The following is a 15,886-nucleotide window of genomic DNA, read 5'->3' on the forward strand; positions in this document are numbered from 1 at the left end:
TCCGTTGTTTAACCATCCAAAATACTGATTTTGAAGGGTTTTATATCGAGTGAACTGAATGCCATAACTTCAGCTCTAATTCTGCTCAGACACGCCGTGTGACAGCAGATGGAGCGCCGCTTGAGTCGACAGATTACGTAAGTTCGACAAAGCAGATTAGACTTGTACGAGATGTCCTACGGGACTGACGGACCGGTACGACGCGCAGCCTAAAGCCGCTCTCACCCAGCCTGTAAGACAGCTTACTGCTTAGGGGCGCCACATGAAATCACCTTCCCAGACCAACGCAATTGACTTCGATAGTGCCAAATTGCAGCGCCTGGGCTTTGGTCAACAGCCTGCAATTCTGGAGAGGCCAGTCAGTCTTGCGCAACTGCGTCAGCAATTGAGCCTCCAGCTGCAAACGAGTCTGGAACCGCAACGCATTCTCGGGCTATTTTTCCGGGAGATTCAGCGACTGGTTCCGCTCGATGCCTTGAGCTATTCACACAACGCCAGCGATTTGCGCCTGGAGTTCGGTGTGCGCGGCCACCACTCGGTCAGCTACAGCCTCAGCCATGAAGGCGAGCATCTGGGCGAACTGGTGTTTCGTCGCAACAAACGTTTCAACGTGCAGGAACAGGCCAATCTCGAGTCGTTGCTATCGGCGCTGCTGTACCCGATGCGCAACACCCTGCTCTATCGTGCGGCAACGCAAAGTGCACTGCGTGATCCGCTGACCGACACCGGCAATCGCATCGCCATGGACCAGACGTTGCAGCGGGAAATCGAAATGTCCCGGCGTCATCTGCAACCGTTGTCGTTGCTGATGCTGGACATCGACCACTTCAAACACATCAACGATACGCACGGGCATAGCGCCGGTGACGATGTGCTGCGGGCAGTTGCCGCGTCGATCAAAAGTCAGCTGCGCAATGTCGACATGGTGTTCCGCTTCGGCGGCGAAGAGTTTTTGATCCTGCTGTCGAACACCGGTCGCGAAGCTGCCGCGATGGTCGGCGAGCGTTTGCGATTTGCCGCGCAGGCACGCAAATATTCCGCCGACGGCAACACCATTGAACTGACGGTCAGCCTCGGTTGCTCGACCTTGTTGCCCGGCGAATCGTCCGAGAGCCTGCTGCGCCGCGCCGACAGCGCCCTGTACGTGGCCAAGCGCGAAGGCCGCAACCGTTTGGCAATGGCGAGCTGACACTGCGCCAGAGCGGGCACGCATGGCCGCGGCCCGCGCCAGTTGACAGAGGTTAACGCAGCGTCCCGCGCAACTCGCCGACCAAGGCTTGCAGCTTCACTGGCTCAGCCGATTCCACCGCGACCGCCGGCCCGGCGACCAGCGTCACCCGCGACCATAACCGACGGAATATCCCTTTGTCGGGGTCGCGGCTGAAAAAACTCCCCCACAACCCCTGCAAAGCCAACGGAATCACTGGCACTGGCGTCTCTTCGAGAATCCGCCGCAGCCCGCCCTTGAACTCGTTGATCTCGCCATCGGCGGTCAACTTGCCTTCCGGAAAAATACACACCAGCTCGCCATCCTTCAGATACTCGGCGATGCGCGTGAAGGCTTTTTCGTAAATCTGAATGTCTTCCTGACGCCCCGCGATCGGAATCGTGCCGGCCGTGCGAAAGATGAAGTTCAACACCGGCAGATTGTAGATTTTGTAGTACATCACAAAGCGAATCGGCCTACGCACTGCGCCGCCAATCAGCAAGGCGTCGACGAAGGACACGTGATTGCACACCAGCAAAGCGGCGCCTTCGTCAGGGATCACATCGAGGTTGCGATGCTCCACGCGGTACATGGAGTGGCTGAGCAGCCAGATCATGAAGCGCATGCTGAACTCGGGGACGATTTTGAAGATATAAGCGTTGACGCCGATGTTGAGCAGCGAGACCACCAGAAACAACTGCGGAATCGACAACTTGGCCATGCTCAACAATACGATCGAGACAATCGCCGAGATCACCATGAACAGGGCATTGAGAATGTTATTGGCGGCAATCACCCGCGCCCGCTCGTTCTCCGGGGTGCGCGACTGAATCAACGCGTACAGCGGCACAATATAGAAGCCACCGAAAATACCCAGACCCAGAATGTCGATCAACACCAGCCAGGTGTGGCCAAACCCAAGCACTTCAATCCAGCCGTGGCCGCTGACGCTGTCCGGTATTCCTCCGGAATGCCACCACAGCAGCAGACCGAATACGGTCAGACCGAACGAGCCGAACGGCACCAGACCGATCTCGACTTTGCGCCCCGAGAGCTTTTCACAGAGCAGCGAGCCGAGTGCGATACCGACCGAGAATACGGTAAGAATCAGTGTCACCACGGTTTCGTCGCCGTGCATCCACTCCTTCGCGTAGGCAGGGATTTGCGTCAGGTAAATCGCGCCGACAAACCAGAACCACGAGTTGCCGACAATCGAGCGTGATACCGCCGGCGTTTGCCCCAGGCCCAGCTTCAAAGTGGCCCAGGATTGACTGAAAATGTTCCAGTTCAGGCGCATTTCCGGCGTTGATGCGGCGGCACGCGGAATGCTGCGACTGGCCAGGTAACCGAGTACCGCGATGCCGACGATCGCTACGGACACGATGGGCGCGTACTGCGCCGACGACATCATGATCCCGGCGCCGATGGTGCCGGCGAGAATGGCCAGGAAGGTGCCCATTTCCACCAGGCCGTTGCCACCGACCAGCTCATCTTCATGCAACGCTTGCGGAAGAATGGAATATTTCACCGGCCCGAACAGCGCCGAGTGCGTGCCCATGGCGAACAGCGCCACCAGCATTAACGCCAGGTGCTCGAACACAAAGCCGACGGCGCCGACCGCCATGATAGCGATTTCGCCGAGCTTGATCAGACGGATCAGCGCGTCCTTGGCGAACTTTTCGCCAAACTGCCCGGCCAGCGCCGAAAACAGAAAGAACGGCAAGATGAACAGCAGCGCACACAGGTTGACCCAGATCGAACGATCGCCCTCGATGGTCAACTTGTACAGAATGGCGAGGATCAGCGATTGTTTGAAGACATTGTCGTTGAACGCGCCGAGCGACTGGGTGATGAAAAAAGGCAGGAAGCGCCGGGTGCGGAGCAAGGCAAACTGTGAGGGGTGACTCATCTTCCGTGTGTCCCTTGTCTGGGTAGAGATTCAGATTCAGGGCCACACATTACCTAATCTTCGTGATTTATTTTGCTAATCCTGCAAGGCATGGCGAAACAAATAGTTCGCCGCGCCAGGCCCCTTGCACGGTGCGCCGGGCGACGATCAGCCACATCACCGCCAGCAACGCCACCAGCACACAACCGAAAACAGTGAAGAACGTCAGCTGCAAGGTGCTGGCGAGCTTTAACGTGGCCAGCGCATAAACGCCCAGTGGAAAGATGAAGCCCCACCAGCCGAGGTTGAACGGAATGCCGGCACGCAGATAACGCACGGTGATCAACAGCGCGATCAGCATCCACCACAGCCCAAACCCCCAGAGCAGAATGCCGCCGATCAGGCCCAGGCCGGCAGCCATTTCGCCGATACCGGGCAGGCCGTTGGCGGCGAAGATGGCCGGCGCATCGGCGCCCAGCAGCAACATGCCGAGCGCGCCAGTGCCGATGGGGCCGAGCGCCAGCCAGCTGGACGCGGCCATGCTGGCGGGTGGCAGTTTGTGCAGGGCCATGCGCAGCAACAGGATTGTCAGAATGCTGAATGCCACGGGTAGGGAAAATGCCCAGAGCACGTAGCTGGTGACCAGCATCAAAAATTGCGAATGGCTATCGGCGAGATGCGGAGCGAGCAAGCCTCCGCTGGCGGCCGCTACTTCCGCTGCTACGACTGGCAACAGCCAGACCGCCGTCATCTGGTCGATGCTGTGGTCCTGACGAGTGAACATCAGATAGGGGATCAGCACGCCGCAGGCCAGCGACATTGCTACATCCAGCCACCACAGCGCTTCAGCGACCGCAATGACGCCCTCACCCCAACGCGGCACACCGAACAGCAGAGCGCCGTTGATAAGGGTCGCCAGCCCCATCGGGATGGTGCCGAAAAACATCGAAACCGTTGAGTGGCCGAAGATGCGCCGCGCTTCGTCGAAGAACATTATCCAGCGTGCCGCATAGAGCGCAGTGAATGTAGTGAACAACAGGATGTTGAATAGCCACAGCGCTTCGGCCAAAGCGTGAACACCAGGATTGGCGAAGGGTAGTTGTGCAAGCGCCAGCGCCAGCACGCCGGTGCCCATGGTCGCGGCGAACCAGTTGGGGGTGAATTGGCGGATGACTTCGCGCGGATGCTGCAAATGGCTGAAGGGTTTGAATCGGGTCGCGCTGCATTTCATGAAGAACTCCTGTCCTCTGGAGAGGTGGAGTTAATGGTGGAACAGAATCGAATATCTATATAACGGGTAATATCTCTATAAGTTATCTGGTTTGTAGATATGCATGCCTATAAGCCTGAGGTAAATGTTGTCTGTGCTACCGCTTTCGCAAGCAAGCTTCGCTCACAGGGGATTTTTGCCAAGCGTGGGATTGGAGCGACGTTCCGCCGGCTGGCGCAGGAATGTCCACAACGCCACGAGCGACAGAACGATCAACACCGCGCCATAGCCATCGGTGGTCGCGATCAGACCAAAAGAGCGCGTCATGCTCCCCGCCACTAGCGCGGGCAGGCAGAATGCCAAATAACTGAGCACATAAAACGCCGACATCAAACCCGCCCTTTCATGGGGCAACGCCAAGGGTACAACGCTGCGCAGCGTACCTAGAAAACTCGCGCCGAAGCCGCAGCCAGCCACCAAGGTGCCTATAAAAAACAGCGACAGGCTGGCGCTGTGCACCGCCACCAGAATCAATGCAACACCGGCTGGCAAAAGGCTCGCACCTATCCGCAGCAACTGGTCCGCCGGCCGACTGCGCAAGCTGTAAATCATCAGTGCACCGGTGACCGTCAGGGCGGCCACGGTGGCACCGCCAATCAGGTTGGAAGTCGAGCCCGTGGCCGTGCGCACCAATGACGGCGCGAGGGATGCATAAAAACCACCCAACGCCCAGCCCGCGATGTTCAGTGGCAGCACTCGCCACAACGTCTGCCGCGCCTGCATCGGAACATGTAGCGACGGCCGCAATGATGCCCACGCACCGGGCTGCGCGCTGACAGTTTCCGGCAAGCGCCAGACGTACAACGCCTGCACCACAAACATCGACAACAGCACCCAATAAGTAAGCTGCAGCGGCCACGGCGCATATTCGGCCAGCAAGCCGCAGCCCATCGCCCCGAAAGCCATGCCGAGCAACGGCGCGACACTGTTGACCAGCGGCCCCTGCTGACGGTCAGTGTCCAGCAACGCGGCACTCACAACCGCTGTGGCCATCCCCGTAGCAAAACCTTGTAGCACCCGCGCGCTGATCAGCCATGCGACGCTGTCGGCTTTGATGAACAGCACCATCGCCAGCAGATTGAGCAGGACGGCAGTGAAAATCACCGGTCTGCGCCCCAGGTAATCGGAGAGGGATCCGACGGTCAGCAAGGCAGCAAGCAAACTGATGGCGTAGACGCCGAAGATCACCGTCAGGGTTGCCGCGGAAAACTGCAGCTGCACCTGATATAGATGATAGAGCGGCGTCGGCGCCGTGGAAGCGGCGAGAAAACTTAGTAAGGTGATCGCCAGAAACCACAGGCTGGAACGGTTCGAAATTGAACTTGGCATGGGTACACTCCGCAAAAGCTAATTTTTTGCTTTTGCGGAGTGTGCTACCGGCCCGCGCTTAAAGCAAATTCTTTGTGTTAAGGTCTGACTTATGGCTATTAGAGAAGGTTTACGCCCCGGCGGCAGAAGCGCCCGGGTACAAGAGTCGATCCATTCGGCTGTGCGCGAGCTGTTCCAGGAGCAGGAGCGCTCGAGCGTGACCGTGCCGCAAATCGCCATGCGCGCGGGGGTGACGCCATCGACGATTTACCGGCGCTGGGGGGATTTGTCGGCGCTGCTCGCCGATGTGGCGTTGGCGCGGATGCAGCCTGACGGCGAGCCCGCCAACACTGGCAGCTTGCGCGGCGACATCCTCGCCTGGGCGGAGCAGTTTCTGGATGAGATGAGCTCCGAACCCGGGCGCGACATGCTGCGAGACGCGCAATCGAGCCCTACGCCGGGCACTTGCGTGACGATCATCGGCGCGCAGTTGCAGACGATTCTGGATCGCTATCCCGCTGAGACGCAGCCGAGTGTCGATCGGCTGATCAATCTACTGGCGGCACCGATGGTGTACCGGATTCTGTTTGCGACGGCACCGTTGGAATTGGGCGAACTGCATTGGTTGGTGGAGATTGCGTTGAATCAGTGAGGGCGACTTGCCCGCGAAGAGGCCCTTAAGAACACCGAAGATCCCTCCGAATGAAACCCTGCGACACCCCGCCACGCCTCGACCTTGGTCGACACTGACGAACGCCGGCCGGCGTGCGAGACTGTCGTGCCGGGCGGGAGTCCCGGGTGTCTTTTGCCGGGAGTTTCCATGTCTCTGTCCAGCGGGCTGATCGCCGCCGTCGCCCTGGCCTATATGGCCATCATGTTCGCCATCGCCTTTTACGGCGATCGCCGCAGCACGCCGCTGCCGCCACGGGTGCGCGCTTGGGTTTACAGCCTGTCGCTGGCCGTCTATTGCACCAGCTGGACGTTCTTTGGCGCGGTCGGTCAGGCCGCTGAACAGCTCTGGTCGTTCCTGCCGATCTACCTCGGGCCGATCCTGTTGCTGGTCTGCGCGCCGTGGGTCCTGCAAAAAATGGTGATGATCAGCAAGCAGGAAAACATCACCTCGATCGCCGACTTCATCGCCGCCCGCTACGGCAAATCGCAATCGCTGGCCATTGTCGTCGCGCTGATCTGCCTGGTCGGCGTGTTGCCTTACATCGCGTTGCAACTCAAAGGCATTGTGCTGGGCGTGAACCTGCTGATCGGCGCCGGAGCCGACGCCATGGGCACGCGCGCCCAGGACACGGCACTGATCGTGTCGCTGGTGCTCGCGCTGTTCACCATTGTCTTCGGTACCCGCAACCTCGACGCCACGGAGCACCACCGAGGCATGGTGCTGGCGATTGCGTTCGAGTCACTGGTCAAGCTGTTCGCTTTTCTGGCGGTCGGCGCGTTCGTGACGTACGGGTTGTACGACGGTTTTGAAGACCTGTTCGACCAGGCCATGCTCGCACCGCGTCTCGAGGAATACTGGAAGGAAACCATCAACTGGCCGTCGATGGTGGTGCAGACCGGGGTCGCGATGATGGCGATCATCTGCCTGCCGCGGCAGTTCCATGTCACCGTCGTGGAAAACATCGACCCGCAGGATCTGCGCCTGGCCAAGTGGGTGTTCCCGGCCTACCTCGCTTTGGCCGCATTGTTTGTAGTCCCGATCGCCCTCGCCGGTCAGATGCTGCTGCCCAGCTCGGTGCTGCCCGACTCATTCGTTATCAGTCTGCCCTTGGCGCAAGCCCACCCTGCGCTGGCGATGCTGGCGTTTATCGGCGGCGCGTCGGCGGCGACCGGCATGGTCATCGTCGCGAGCGTGGCGCTGTCGACAATGGTGTCCAACGACATGCTGTTGCCGTGGCTGCTGCGCCGCAACAACGCCGAGCGGCCGTTTGAAGTGTTCCGCCAGTGGATGCTGTCGGTGCGCCGGGTCAGCATCGTGGTGATTTTGCTGCTGGCGTATGTGAGCTATCGCCTGCTCGGCTCGACGGCCAGCCTGGCCACCATCGGCCAGATCGCTTTCGCCGCCGTGACTCAATTGGCTCCGGCCATGCTCGGCGCGCTGTACTGGAAACAGGCCAATCGCCGTGGTGTGTTTGCCGGCCTCGCGGCAGGGACCTTTCTGTGGTTTTACACGCTGGTCCTGCCGATTGCCGCTCACAGCCTGGGCTTGTCGCTAAACACTTTTCCAGGACTGGCGTGGTTGCACAGCAATCCGTTGAACCTGCCGATCACCCCCTTGACCCAAGGTGTGGTGCTGTCACTGGCCGGCAACTTCACACTGTTCGCCTGGGTTTCGGTGCTGTCACGTACACGCGTTTCGGAGCACTGGCAGGCCGGACGTTTCATCGGTCAGGAAATCAGCGCCCGCCCCAGCGCCCGTTCGATGCTGGCAGTGCAAATCGACGATCTGCTGCAACTGGCCGCGCGGTTTGTCGGTGAAGAACGTGCTCGTCAGAGCTTCATTCGCTTCGCCTATCGCCAGGGCAAAGGATTCAACCCGAACCAGAACGCCGACAGTGAATGGATCGCCCACACCGAGCGCCTGCTGGCTGGTGTGCTCGGTGCGTCATCGACCCGCGCCGTGGTGAAAGCCGCCATTGAAGGTCGGGAAATGCAGCTGGAGGATGTCGTCCGGATCGCCGACGAAGCCTCCGAAGTGCTGCAGTTCAACCGCGCGTTGCTGCAAGGCGCTATCGAGAACATCACCCAAGGCATTAGCGTGGTGGATCAATCGTTGCGGCTGGTGGCTTGGAACCGTCGTTATCTGGAGCTGTTCAACTATCCGGACGGCCTGATCAGTGTCGGTCGACCGATTGCCGACATCATTCGCCACAATGCCGAGCGCGGTTTGTGTGGCCCCGGCGAGGCGGAAGTGCATGTTGCTCGTCGTCTGCACTGGATGCGTCAGGGCCGGGCTCACACCTCTGAAAGACTTTTCCCCAACGGGCGTGTGATTGAACTGATCGGCAACCCGATGCCGGGTGGTGGTTTCGTCATGAGTTTCACCGACATCACCGCATTCCGCGAGGCCGCACAGGCGCTGACCGAGGCCAACGAAGGCCTGGAACGGCGGGTCACCGAGCGCACCCATGAACTGTCGCAATTGAACGTGGCCCTGACTGAAGCCAAGGGCACTGCCGAGTCGGCGAACCAGTCGAAGACCCGTTTTCTCGCGGCCGTCAGCCATGACCTGATGCAACCGTTGAATGCCGCCCGCCTGTTCTCCGCCGCCCTCTCCCACCAGGATGACGGCTTGTCCAACGAAGCGCAGAAACTGGTCCGGCATCTGGACAGTTCGCTGCGCTCAGCCGAAGACCTGATCAGCGATCTGCTGGATATTTCTCGCCTGGAAAACGGCAAGATCAATCCTGATCCTCAGGCGTTTGCGCTCGACGAATTGTTCGACGTCCTTGCGGCTGAGTTCAAGGCGCTGGCCGGCGAACAGGGCCTGGACTTCCGTGTGCGCGGCAGCACCTTGCGCGTTTATAGCGACATCAAACTGCTGCGGCGAATCCTGCAAAACTTCCTTACCAACGCGTTCCGTTACGCCAAAGGCCCGGTGCTGCTGGGCGTTCGGCGGCGCGAGGGGCAATTGTGTCTGGAGGTGTGGGATCGCGGTCCGGGGATTGCGCTGGACAAGCAAAAAGTCATCTTCGAAGAGTTCAAACGCCTCGACAGTCACCAGACCCGCGCGGAGAAGGGCTTGGGTTTGGGGCTGGCGATCGCCGACGGGTTGTGCCGCGTGCTGGGCCACACGCTGCAGGTTCGCTCGTGGGAGGGGCGCGGCACGATGTTCAGTGTCAGCGTGCCATTGGCGCAGGCGCAAACTGTGGCGCCAGTCGCCATCAGTGAGATAAACGGCAAGTTGTTGAGTGGCGCGCAGGTGCTGTGCATCGACAACGAAGACAGCATCTTGATCGGCATGAACAGCCTGCTGACGCGCTGGGGCTGCCAGGTCTGGACCGCGCGTAATCGCGCGGAATGCGCGCAGTTGCTCGATGCAGGAATGCGTCCGCAACTGGCACTGGTGGACTATCACCTCGACCATGGCGAGACCGGCACCGAACTGATGGCGTGGCTGCGCACGCGCTTGGGCGAACCGGTACCGGGCGTGGTAATCAGCGCCGACGGCCGCCCGGAGATGGTGGCTCAGGTGCATGCCGCGGGGCTGGATTACCTGCCAAAACCGGTGAAACCGGCGGCGCTGAGGGCGTTGTTGAGCCGGCATTTGCCGTTGTAGTTTTAGCTACTCCGGCAACTCGGCCAGGCCATCCACATCCGTCATCGCCCGCTCCAGCAGATCCACCGGCAAACTCTTGCTCGCCCGTGCCCCCAACAACTTCAGCTGCTCGCTGCGGCTGACCAGATTGCCTCGCCCCTCTGTCAGCTTGTTGCGCGCCGAGCTGTAGGCTTTGTCCAGCTGTTGCAGGCGATTGCCGACCTCATCAAGGTCCTGGATAAACAACACGAACTTGTCGTACAGCCAACCGGCACGTTCGGCGATTTCCCGGGCGTTCTGGCTTTGCCGCTCCTGCTTCCACAAGCTGTCGATCACGCGCAGCGTCGCCAGCAAGGTCGTCGGGCTGACAATGACGATGTTGCGGTCGAAAGCTTCCTGAAACAGCGTCGGTTCAGCCTGCAGCGCTGCGGAGAATGCCGCTTCGATCGGCACGAACAACAACACGAAATCCAGACTGTGCAAGCCATCGAGGCGCTTGTAGTCCTTGCCGGCCAGACCTTTGACGTGGGTGCGCAACGACAGCACGTGCTGCTTCAGTGCGATCTGGCCGATGCCATCGTCGTCCGCCGTGACGTATTGCTGGTAGGCCGTGAGGCTGACCTTCGAGTCCACTACCACCTGCTTGTCGCCCGGCAGATAAATGATCACGTCAGGCTGGAAGCGCTCGCCATCCGGGCCTTTGAGATTGACCTGGGTCTGGTACTCGCGACCCTTCTCCAGGCCGGCGTGCTCAAGCACCCGCTCCAGAATCAGCTCGCCCCAGTTACCTTGGGTTTTCTGACCCTTGAGGGCACGGGTCAGGTTGGTGGCTTCATCGCTGAGGCGCAGGTTCAGCTGCTGCAGACGCTCTAGCTCTTTAGCCAGCGAAAAGCGTTCACGCGCCTCGGCTTGATAGCTTTCTTCAACGCGTTTTTCAAAGGACTGGATGCGTTCTTTCAACGGATCGAGCAATTGCCCGAGGCGTTGCTGGCTGGTCTCGGCAAAGCGCTGTTCACGCTCGTCGAAGATCTTGCCCGCCAGTTCGGCGAACTGCGCGCGCAGCTCGTCGCGCGAGCCTTGCAGGTCGTTGAGGCGTTGCTGATGGCTTTCCTGTTGCTCTCGCAGCTCTGCGTTAAGCGAAGCCGCCTGCGCATCCAGTCGGCGCAACTCAGTCTCTTTGCCGGCGCGTTCGATATTCCAGGCGTGGGCGGCGTCGCGGGCGTCATCACGCTCGATCTGCAGCAACTCGACTTCGCGCCGCAGCGCCGCCAGATCAGCCTGCTTGGTGGCATTAGCCTGGCCGAGGTCTGCTACTTCGTCGCGACAGGCTTCGAGCTGAGCGTTGAGCCCGTCCTGCGCCAGGTTGGCCATGGCCAGACGCTCTTCCAGCAGGGCCACATCCGACTGCGTGCTGCTTGCCCGGCGCTGAAGCTGCCACGCCAACACCAGAAGAGGCAGTGCAGCACCCGCCAGACCGAGCAATATGCTGGTCAAGTCCATAGCCATAGCCATTCCTGCCGATGAATTAAAGCTTGAAGGTTAACCAAGGCGTCAGGTCTTGGACAGCTCAGTCTTCGACCAGGCCAAGTTCCTGCAAGGCGCGGCGATCGCCTGCGCGGGCGGCCTGACGCAAAAGGTCGTGGCCAATCCGACGGTCGCGGGCATTCCCGCATTCGCGGCACATCAGCTGGCCGAGGCGACTTTGCGCAGCGACCACGCCTTCGCGGGCCGGTTGCTTGAGCAGCCGCCCGGCCAAGTGTTTGACGCTAGTGTTCTCACTCAGACGCGGGCTATCGAGCAGCCACTCGGCCACGCGCATCGACATACGCTTGGGTGGGGTAACACTTGACGGTGGGGAGGTAACGGAATCTGGTACTGAGCGAAACTTCATAAAGCACTGTGGGACAGATCGGAAGGCGCGCCACTCTACTCTTTTTTTCTGACAGGTAAAGCTCGAAAATTCGCGGCACGCCCGTCCTAGAGCAAGCGCTTGGGACAATCCACAGAAGCTGTGGATAACTCAGTGGACAACCGCCTTTGAACTCTCGCAAAGCCCTATGGAACGGGGCTCGCAGTCAAACTGACGATTTTTTCACCAGTAAAAAAAAGCGATGTTTTTCATTGACTTAAATTTCGGATACAGGCACCCACTCTCGACGCAGGCAATGTGACACTCCTGTGACTGCCTGTGGCACCTTTGTGCACAAGTAACAGTGTGATGGTTATATACACGCGCTTTTTCGGAGCGAATTTTCACTTGGATTGGGGATAAATCGCTTGCTTATCTAAAAATGCGCCAAGATTGGGCGATGGGCGGTAGCGACCAACGGTCGGATTTAACCTGCCAGGGACAGCTATCGCGCCGGTGCTCATGCCGTTTTATGAATGAACTCCGTACATGGAGCCTGGGCAGAGATGTTTTTGTAAACGTATCTTCCCTTCTGCAAACCAATCCGTTACTATCCGCGGCGTTAGTACCAAGCTGAAAGTCAATTCTGGTCGAACAAATCCCCCCGGTCAGCCTCCCTCAAGGAAGCCCTAACCGAACAAGCGGGATCGACCACCTCGATGGTTTCCAGGTAAATCTTGCGTCAACACAGCCTTTGAATCAAAAGCAAAGGGTGTTGCGAAGACCACTTACTCTGACCGAACCAGCCTGCAAATTGATCAGGATCTTCACCCCGGGCCCCGAACCTTTGCCCTTGATGTGTTGCCTGCCCTCCTAAGTACCTACCTGCCAGCCCAAGCGCGCCAATTATCAGCGCTTCAAACTGGCTGCTTTGTTCCAGTCGGGTTCTTCGTACGACCAACGGTGGTCGACGTCACTGGAACGTTTTAATTTTGCACGGCTCTTATCCGTGTCGCTTGTAGGAACACCAATGACTATGTCTACTCAAATCCACACCCAGGATGCTATCCGCGCCCTGACCAACGCTTTTGCCCCAATGAACTGCCTGATCATGGCCGCTCGCAAAGGCTGCTTCAGCTTCACCCTGGTCAATGAACACGGCATCGCCCGCCATAGCGAACGCCTCTACCCCGATCAGTACTCCAGCGCCGAACCGCTGCAGGCCGTGATCGAGCGTACTCGTCAGGCACTCGTTGCCTGATACGCTGCAAAAGCTGCAAACCTAAAAGCCTCGCTAAATGCGGGGCTTTTTATTGCCGAAAATTTCCCGATTTCTCGGCAAGGCTTAAGCACCAAGGGATATAACGGTTATAACTCGAAGCCGGAAATATTTTAAAAACAGTCCTTTACAGCGCGAATATGACACTACACTTCAACTCAAGCGGCGTGATCCGCTTGCGGCGAGCCTGATTCGATCCACTGCTGCCAAGGCCCCCTTTCAGGACTCGCCGACCACTTCACGTTCCGAGGGTGTTATGGGTATCGCTGCCAGCGAACTGTGTCGTTATGTGATCCGTCCAACCTTGATTTACCTTGGACGCCATAGCGCAACTGCCGAATCCCTGCTGCTGGGCATCGCCGCCAGTCAGTCCGCCCTTGGTTCCGCCCTGCACGACCGCCGTGGACACGGTTTGTACCGAATCAACGAGCCTCGCCATCAAGCGCTCTGGGACCACTACCTCGCACTGGATCCGGAACGCGCCAGCCTGGTTCGGGGACTGGCCAGCCAGCATGCGTTCCTCAGTGGACCGCACCTCGAACTGACCGTCAATCTTCGCTACGCCACAGCCATCGCCTGGTTGCTGGTTGAAGAACAAAACACCCCGCTCCCCGAAGCCGACGATCTTTTGGGCATGGCCCGGATCTGGCGCCAGACCTTCCAGCCCCAAGGCCGCCTGAGAGACTTCACCTACGCCTGGCAGACATGTGTTTCACCGCTGAATCAGGTCGCCTGCTGAATCCCCATCTTTGAAAGATCGCGCAACACGATCCGAATATGGTCGGATTGTCCTACAAAACCGCTCTAGCTCAACGCATACAGCCTATAGCGCTGGGACGAAAATGTTGGTAATTTTCGCCCCGGTGATCACCAGGAGTTCTAATAATGAAAAAAGTAATGCTCAAAACCACACTTACCCTCGCCGCTGCCATGGCATCCACCCAGCTATTTGCGAGTGGCTTTGCCATCAACGAACAAAGCATCAGCGGGATGGGTACTGGTTTTGCCGGGCGATCTTCGACTGCCGATGATGCAAGTACAGTATTTGGCAACCCTGCCGGCATGGCGCGCATCAAGCGCGAACAAGTCACCGGCGGCGCTGCATTCCTCGACGCACACACCGATATCAGCGACGCCACCTCGCGCCCGAATGGCGGCAGCAATGATGGTGACATGGTTCCGTTCATTGCCGTTCCGATGGGCTACTACGTCAAGCCAATCGATGAGCACTGGGCATTCGGTGTCGGCGTATACGCACCGTTCGGTCTGGTGACCGATTACGAAAACGGTTTCGCCGGTCGTTACTTCGGCAGCAAAAGCGAAGTCAAAATCGTCACTGTGCAGCCAACTGTCAGCTACGCCTTCAACGACAAGGTGTCGATCGGTTTCGGCCCGACCATTAACCGCATCGACGGCAAGCTGGAATCGAACCTGTCGCTGGATCCGCGCGCACCCGATGGTCAAGTCAAGATCAAGGGCGACGACACTGCGCTGGGTTACAACATCGGCGTGCTGGTTCAAGCTACCGACAGCACTCGCGTCGGCCTGACCTATCACTCGAAAGTGAAGTACAAGCTGGACGGTGACACCAAGGTCAACTACGGCCTGCTCGGCGCACTGGGTCAGAACCCGAACCAGAAGTTCGACGCGTCGCTGGACATTACCACCCCTGAGTCGGTCGACTTCTCGGTCACTCACGAGCTGAATGATCAGTGGACTCTTTATGCAGGCAGCACCTGGACCCGCTGGAGCCGCCTGAAAGAGATCACCGTCGAGAACGAAGGTGTGCCTGCCGCTCTGGCCGCTCGCGGTCTCGGCACGATCACTGAAGAACAAAACTGGCACGACACCTGGGCTCACGCCATCGGTGCGTCGTACAAGTTGAATAAGCAATGGGTTCTGCGCACCGGCTTCTCGGTTGATCAGGCACCGACCAACAACGAAAACCGTTCCCCACGCATCCCGACTGGCGACCGCAAGATTTTCAGCCTGGGCGCTGGCTGGAGCCCAACCGACGACCTGACCATTGACGTAGCGTATTCGTACCTGCTGGAAGAGTCGGTCAAGGTCAACGACGACAACGGTCGCCAGACCTACAGCGCCAAGTATGAAAACTCGGCGAACGGTTTTGGTGTGGGTGCTACCTACCGTTTCTGATGATTCACGGCGGGGCTGAAGGCTGCGCCACCTGAATTGAAAAAGCCCCGCACTCTGGTCCAGAGGCGGGGCTTTTTTATGCGCATCGATCAGGGTTGCGAAGCGATGGCTTTCTCGACGGCGGCGATGAACTCGGGATCATCCGGCTTGGTCAGGCTGGAGAAATCGGCGATTACCTTGCCTTTGCGATCGACCACGTACTTGTAGAAATTCCATTTCGGCGCGCTGCTTTGTGCGGCCAACACCTGAAACAGATTGATGGCATCGTCACCCCGAATCTTCTGCGGCTCGGTCATGGTGAAGGTGACGCCGTAATTCACGTAGCAGACCTTGGCGGTTTCTTCGCCGTCCTTGGACTCCTGCTTGAAGTCGTTGGACGGCACGCCGATCACTTCCAGCCCTTCAGATTTGTAGCGCTGATTCAACGCTTCGAGGCTTTTGAACTGTGGGGCGAAACCGCAAAAACTTGCGGTATTGACCACCACCAGCGGTTTGCCGGCGAAGCGCTGGCACAGGTCGATGGATTCCTTGGCACGCAACTTGGGCAACGAGCCCTTGAGCAGCTCCGGACATTCCGCCGCCTGGGCCAAACCGGTAAACGCCACCATTAATACGGGAACTGCCAGCCAGCGCATCAGCATGTTCGTGCATCCTTGAG

General features: G+C 59.0%; 12 protein-coding genes. 6 read left to right on the plus strand and 6 right to left on the minus strand.

Annotated elements, in window-relative coordinates; all coding sequences use genetic code 11:
- The first annotated feature begins 262 nt into the window (after positions 1 to 262).
- The gene (locus tag ACYZTS_RS24105) at positions 263 to 1,189 is read left to right on the plus strand and encodes a GGDEF domain-containing protein (protein WP_461992573.1); all 927 of its coding nucleotides are present in this window, start codon (positions 263 to 265) and stop codon (positions 1,187 to 1,189) included.
- A gap of 52 nt (positions 1,190 to 1,241) precedes the next feature.
- Here ACYZTS_RS24105 and ACYZTS_RS24110 read toward each other — a convergent pair whose 3' ends face one another.
- From ACYZTS_RS24110 to ACYZTS_RS24120, 3 genes are all read right to left on the minus strand, one after another.
- Positions 1,242 to 3,116 carry an MFS transporter gene (locus tag ACYZTS_RS24110; RefSeq protein ID WP_461992575.1) on the minus strand — a complete coding sequence of 625 codons (1,875 nt, stop codon included), beginning with the start codon at positions 3,114 to 3,116 and terminating at the stop codon, positions 1,242 to 1,244.
- A 67-nt stretch (positions 3,117 to 3,183) separates the two neighbouring features.
- The gene (locus ACYZTS_RS24115) at positions 3,184 to 4,326 is read right to left on the minus strand and encodes a TDT family transporter (RefSeq protein WP_461992577.1); all 1,143 of its coding nucleotides are present in this window, start codon (positions 4,324 to 4,326) and stop codon (positions 3,184 to 3,186) included.
- A 162-nt stretch (positions 4,327 to 4,488) separates the two neighbouring features.
- On the minus strand, positions 4,489 to 5,694 hold the full coding sequence (locus ACYZTS_RS24120; protein ID WP_461992579.1) for an MFS transporter: 1,206 nt from the start codon (positions 5,692 to 5,694) through the stop codon (positions 4,489 to 4,491).
- 91 nt (positions 5,695 to 5,785) lie between these two features.
- Between ACYZTS_RS24120 and ACYZTS_RS24125 the strand changes: the two genes are divergently transcribed.
- On the plus strand, positions 5,786 to 6,325 hold the full coding sequence (locus tag ACYZTS_RS24125) for a TetR/AcrR family transcriptional regulator (protein ID WP_461992581.1): 540 nt from the start codon (positions 5,786 to 5,788) through the stop codon (positions 6,323 to 6,325).
- A 168-nt stretch (positions 6,326 to 6,493) separates the two neighbouring features.
- Positions 6,494 to 9,964, plus strand: coding sequence for a hybrid sensor histidine kinase/response regulator (locus ACYZTS_RS24130; protein ID WP_461992583.1), 3,471 nt, complete (start codon positions 6,494 to 6,496; stop codon positions 9,962 to 9,964).
- A 6-nt stretch (positions 9,965 to 9,970) separates the two neighbouring features.
- Here the strand turns inward: ACYZTS_RS24130 and ACYZTS_RS24135 are convergent, their stop codons facing one another.
- On the minus strand, positions 9,971 to 11,335 hold the full coding sequence (locus tag ACYZTS_RS24135) for a DNA recombination protein RmuC (RefSeq protein WP_461996533.1): 1,365 nt from the start codon (positions 11,333 to 11,335) through the stop codon (positions 9,971 to 9,973).
- 175 nt (positions 11,336 to 11,510) lie between these two features.
- Complete coding sequence (locus ACYZTS_RS24140; protein WP_081832469.1) at positions 11,511 to 11,834, minus strand: SEL1-like repeat protein; 324 nt, start codon at positions 11,832 to 11,834, stop codon at positions 11,511 to 11,513.
- Between the two features lie 994 nt (positions 11,835 to 12,828).
- On the opposite strand from ACYZTS_RS24140, the gene ACYZTS_RS24145 reads away from it, so the two are divergent.
- The 3 genes from ACYZTS_RS24145 (at position 12,829) to ACYZTS_RS24155 (ending at position 15,228) form a co-directional block, all read left to right on the plus strand.
- Positions 12,829 to 13,053 (plus strand): hypothetical protein, encoded by a 225-nt coding sequence (locus ACYZTS_RS24145; RefSeq protein ID WP_028621654.1) that lies wholly within the window; start codon positions 12,829 to 12,831, stop codon positions 13,051 to 13,053.
- Positions 13,054 to 13,327: 274 nt separating this feature from the next.
- The gene (locus ACYZTS_RS24150; RefSeq protein WP_028621655.1) at positions 13,328 to 13,810 is read left to right on the plus strand and encodes a hypothetical protein; all 483 of its coding nucleotides are present in this window, start codon (positions 13,328 to 13,330) and stop codon (positions 13,808 to 13,810) included.
- Positions 13,811 to 13,956: 146 nt separating this feature from the next.
- Positions 13,957 to 15,228, plus strand: coding sequence for an OmpP1/FadL family transporter (locus ACYZTS_RS24155; RefSeq protein WP_028621656.1), 1,272 nt, complete (start codon positions 13,957 to 13,959; stop codon positions 15,226 to 15,228).
- Positions 15,229 to 15,317: 89 nt separating this feature from the next.
- Here ACYZTS_RS24155 and ACYZTS_RS24160 read toward each other — a convergent pair whose 3' ends face one another.
- On the minus strand, positions 15,318 to 15,869 hold the full coding sequence (locus ACYZTS_RS24160; RefSeq protein WP_461992585.1) for a glutathione peroxidase: 552 nt from the start codon (positions 15,867 to 15,869) through the stop codon (positions 15,318 to 15,320).
- Between the last annotated feature and the right edge of the window lie 17 nt (positions 15,870 to 15,886).

Source organism: Pseudomonas sp. TMB3-21 (assembly GCF_054898145.1).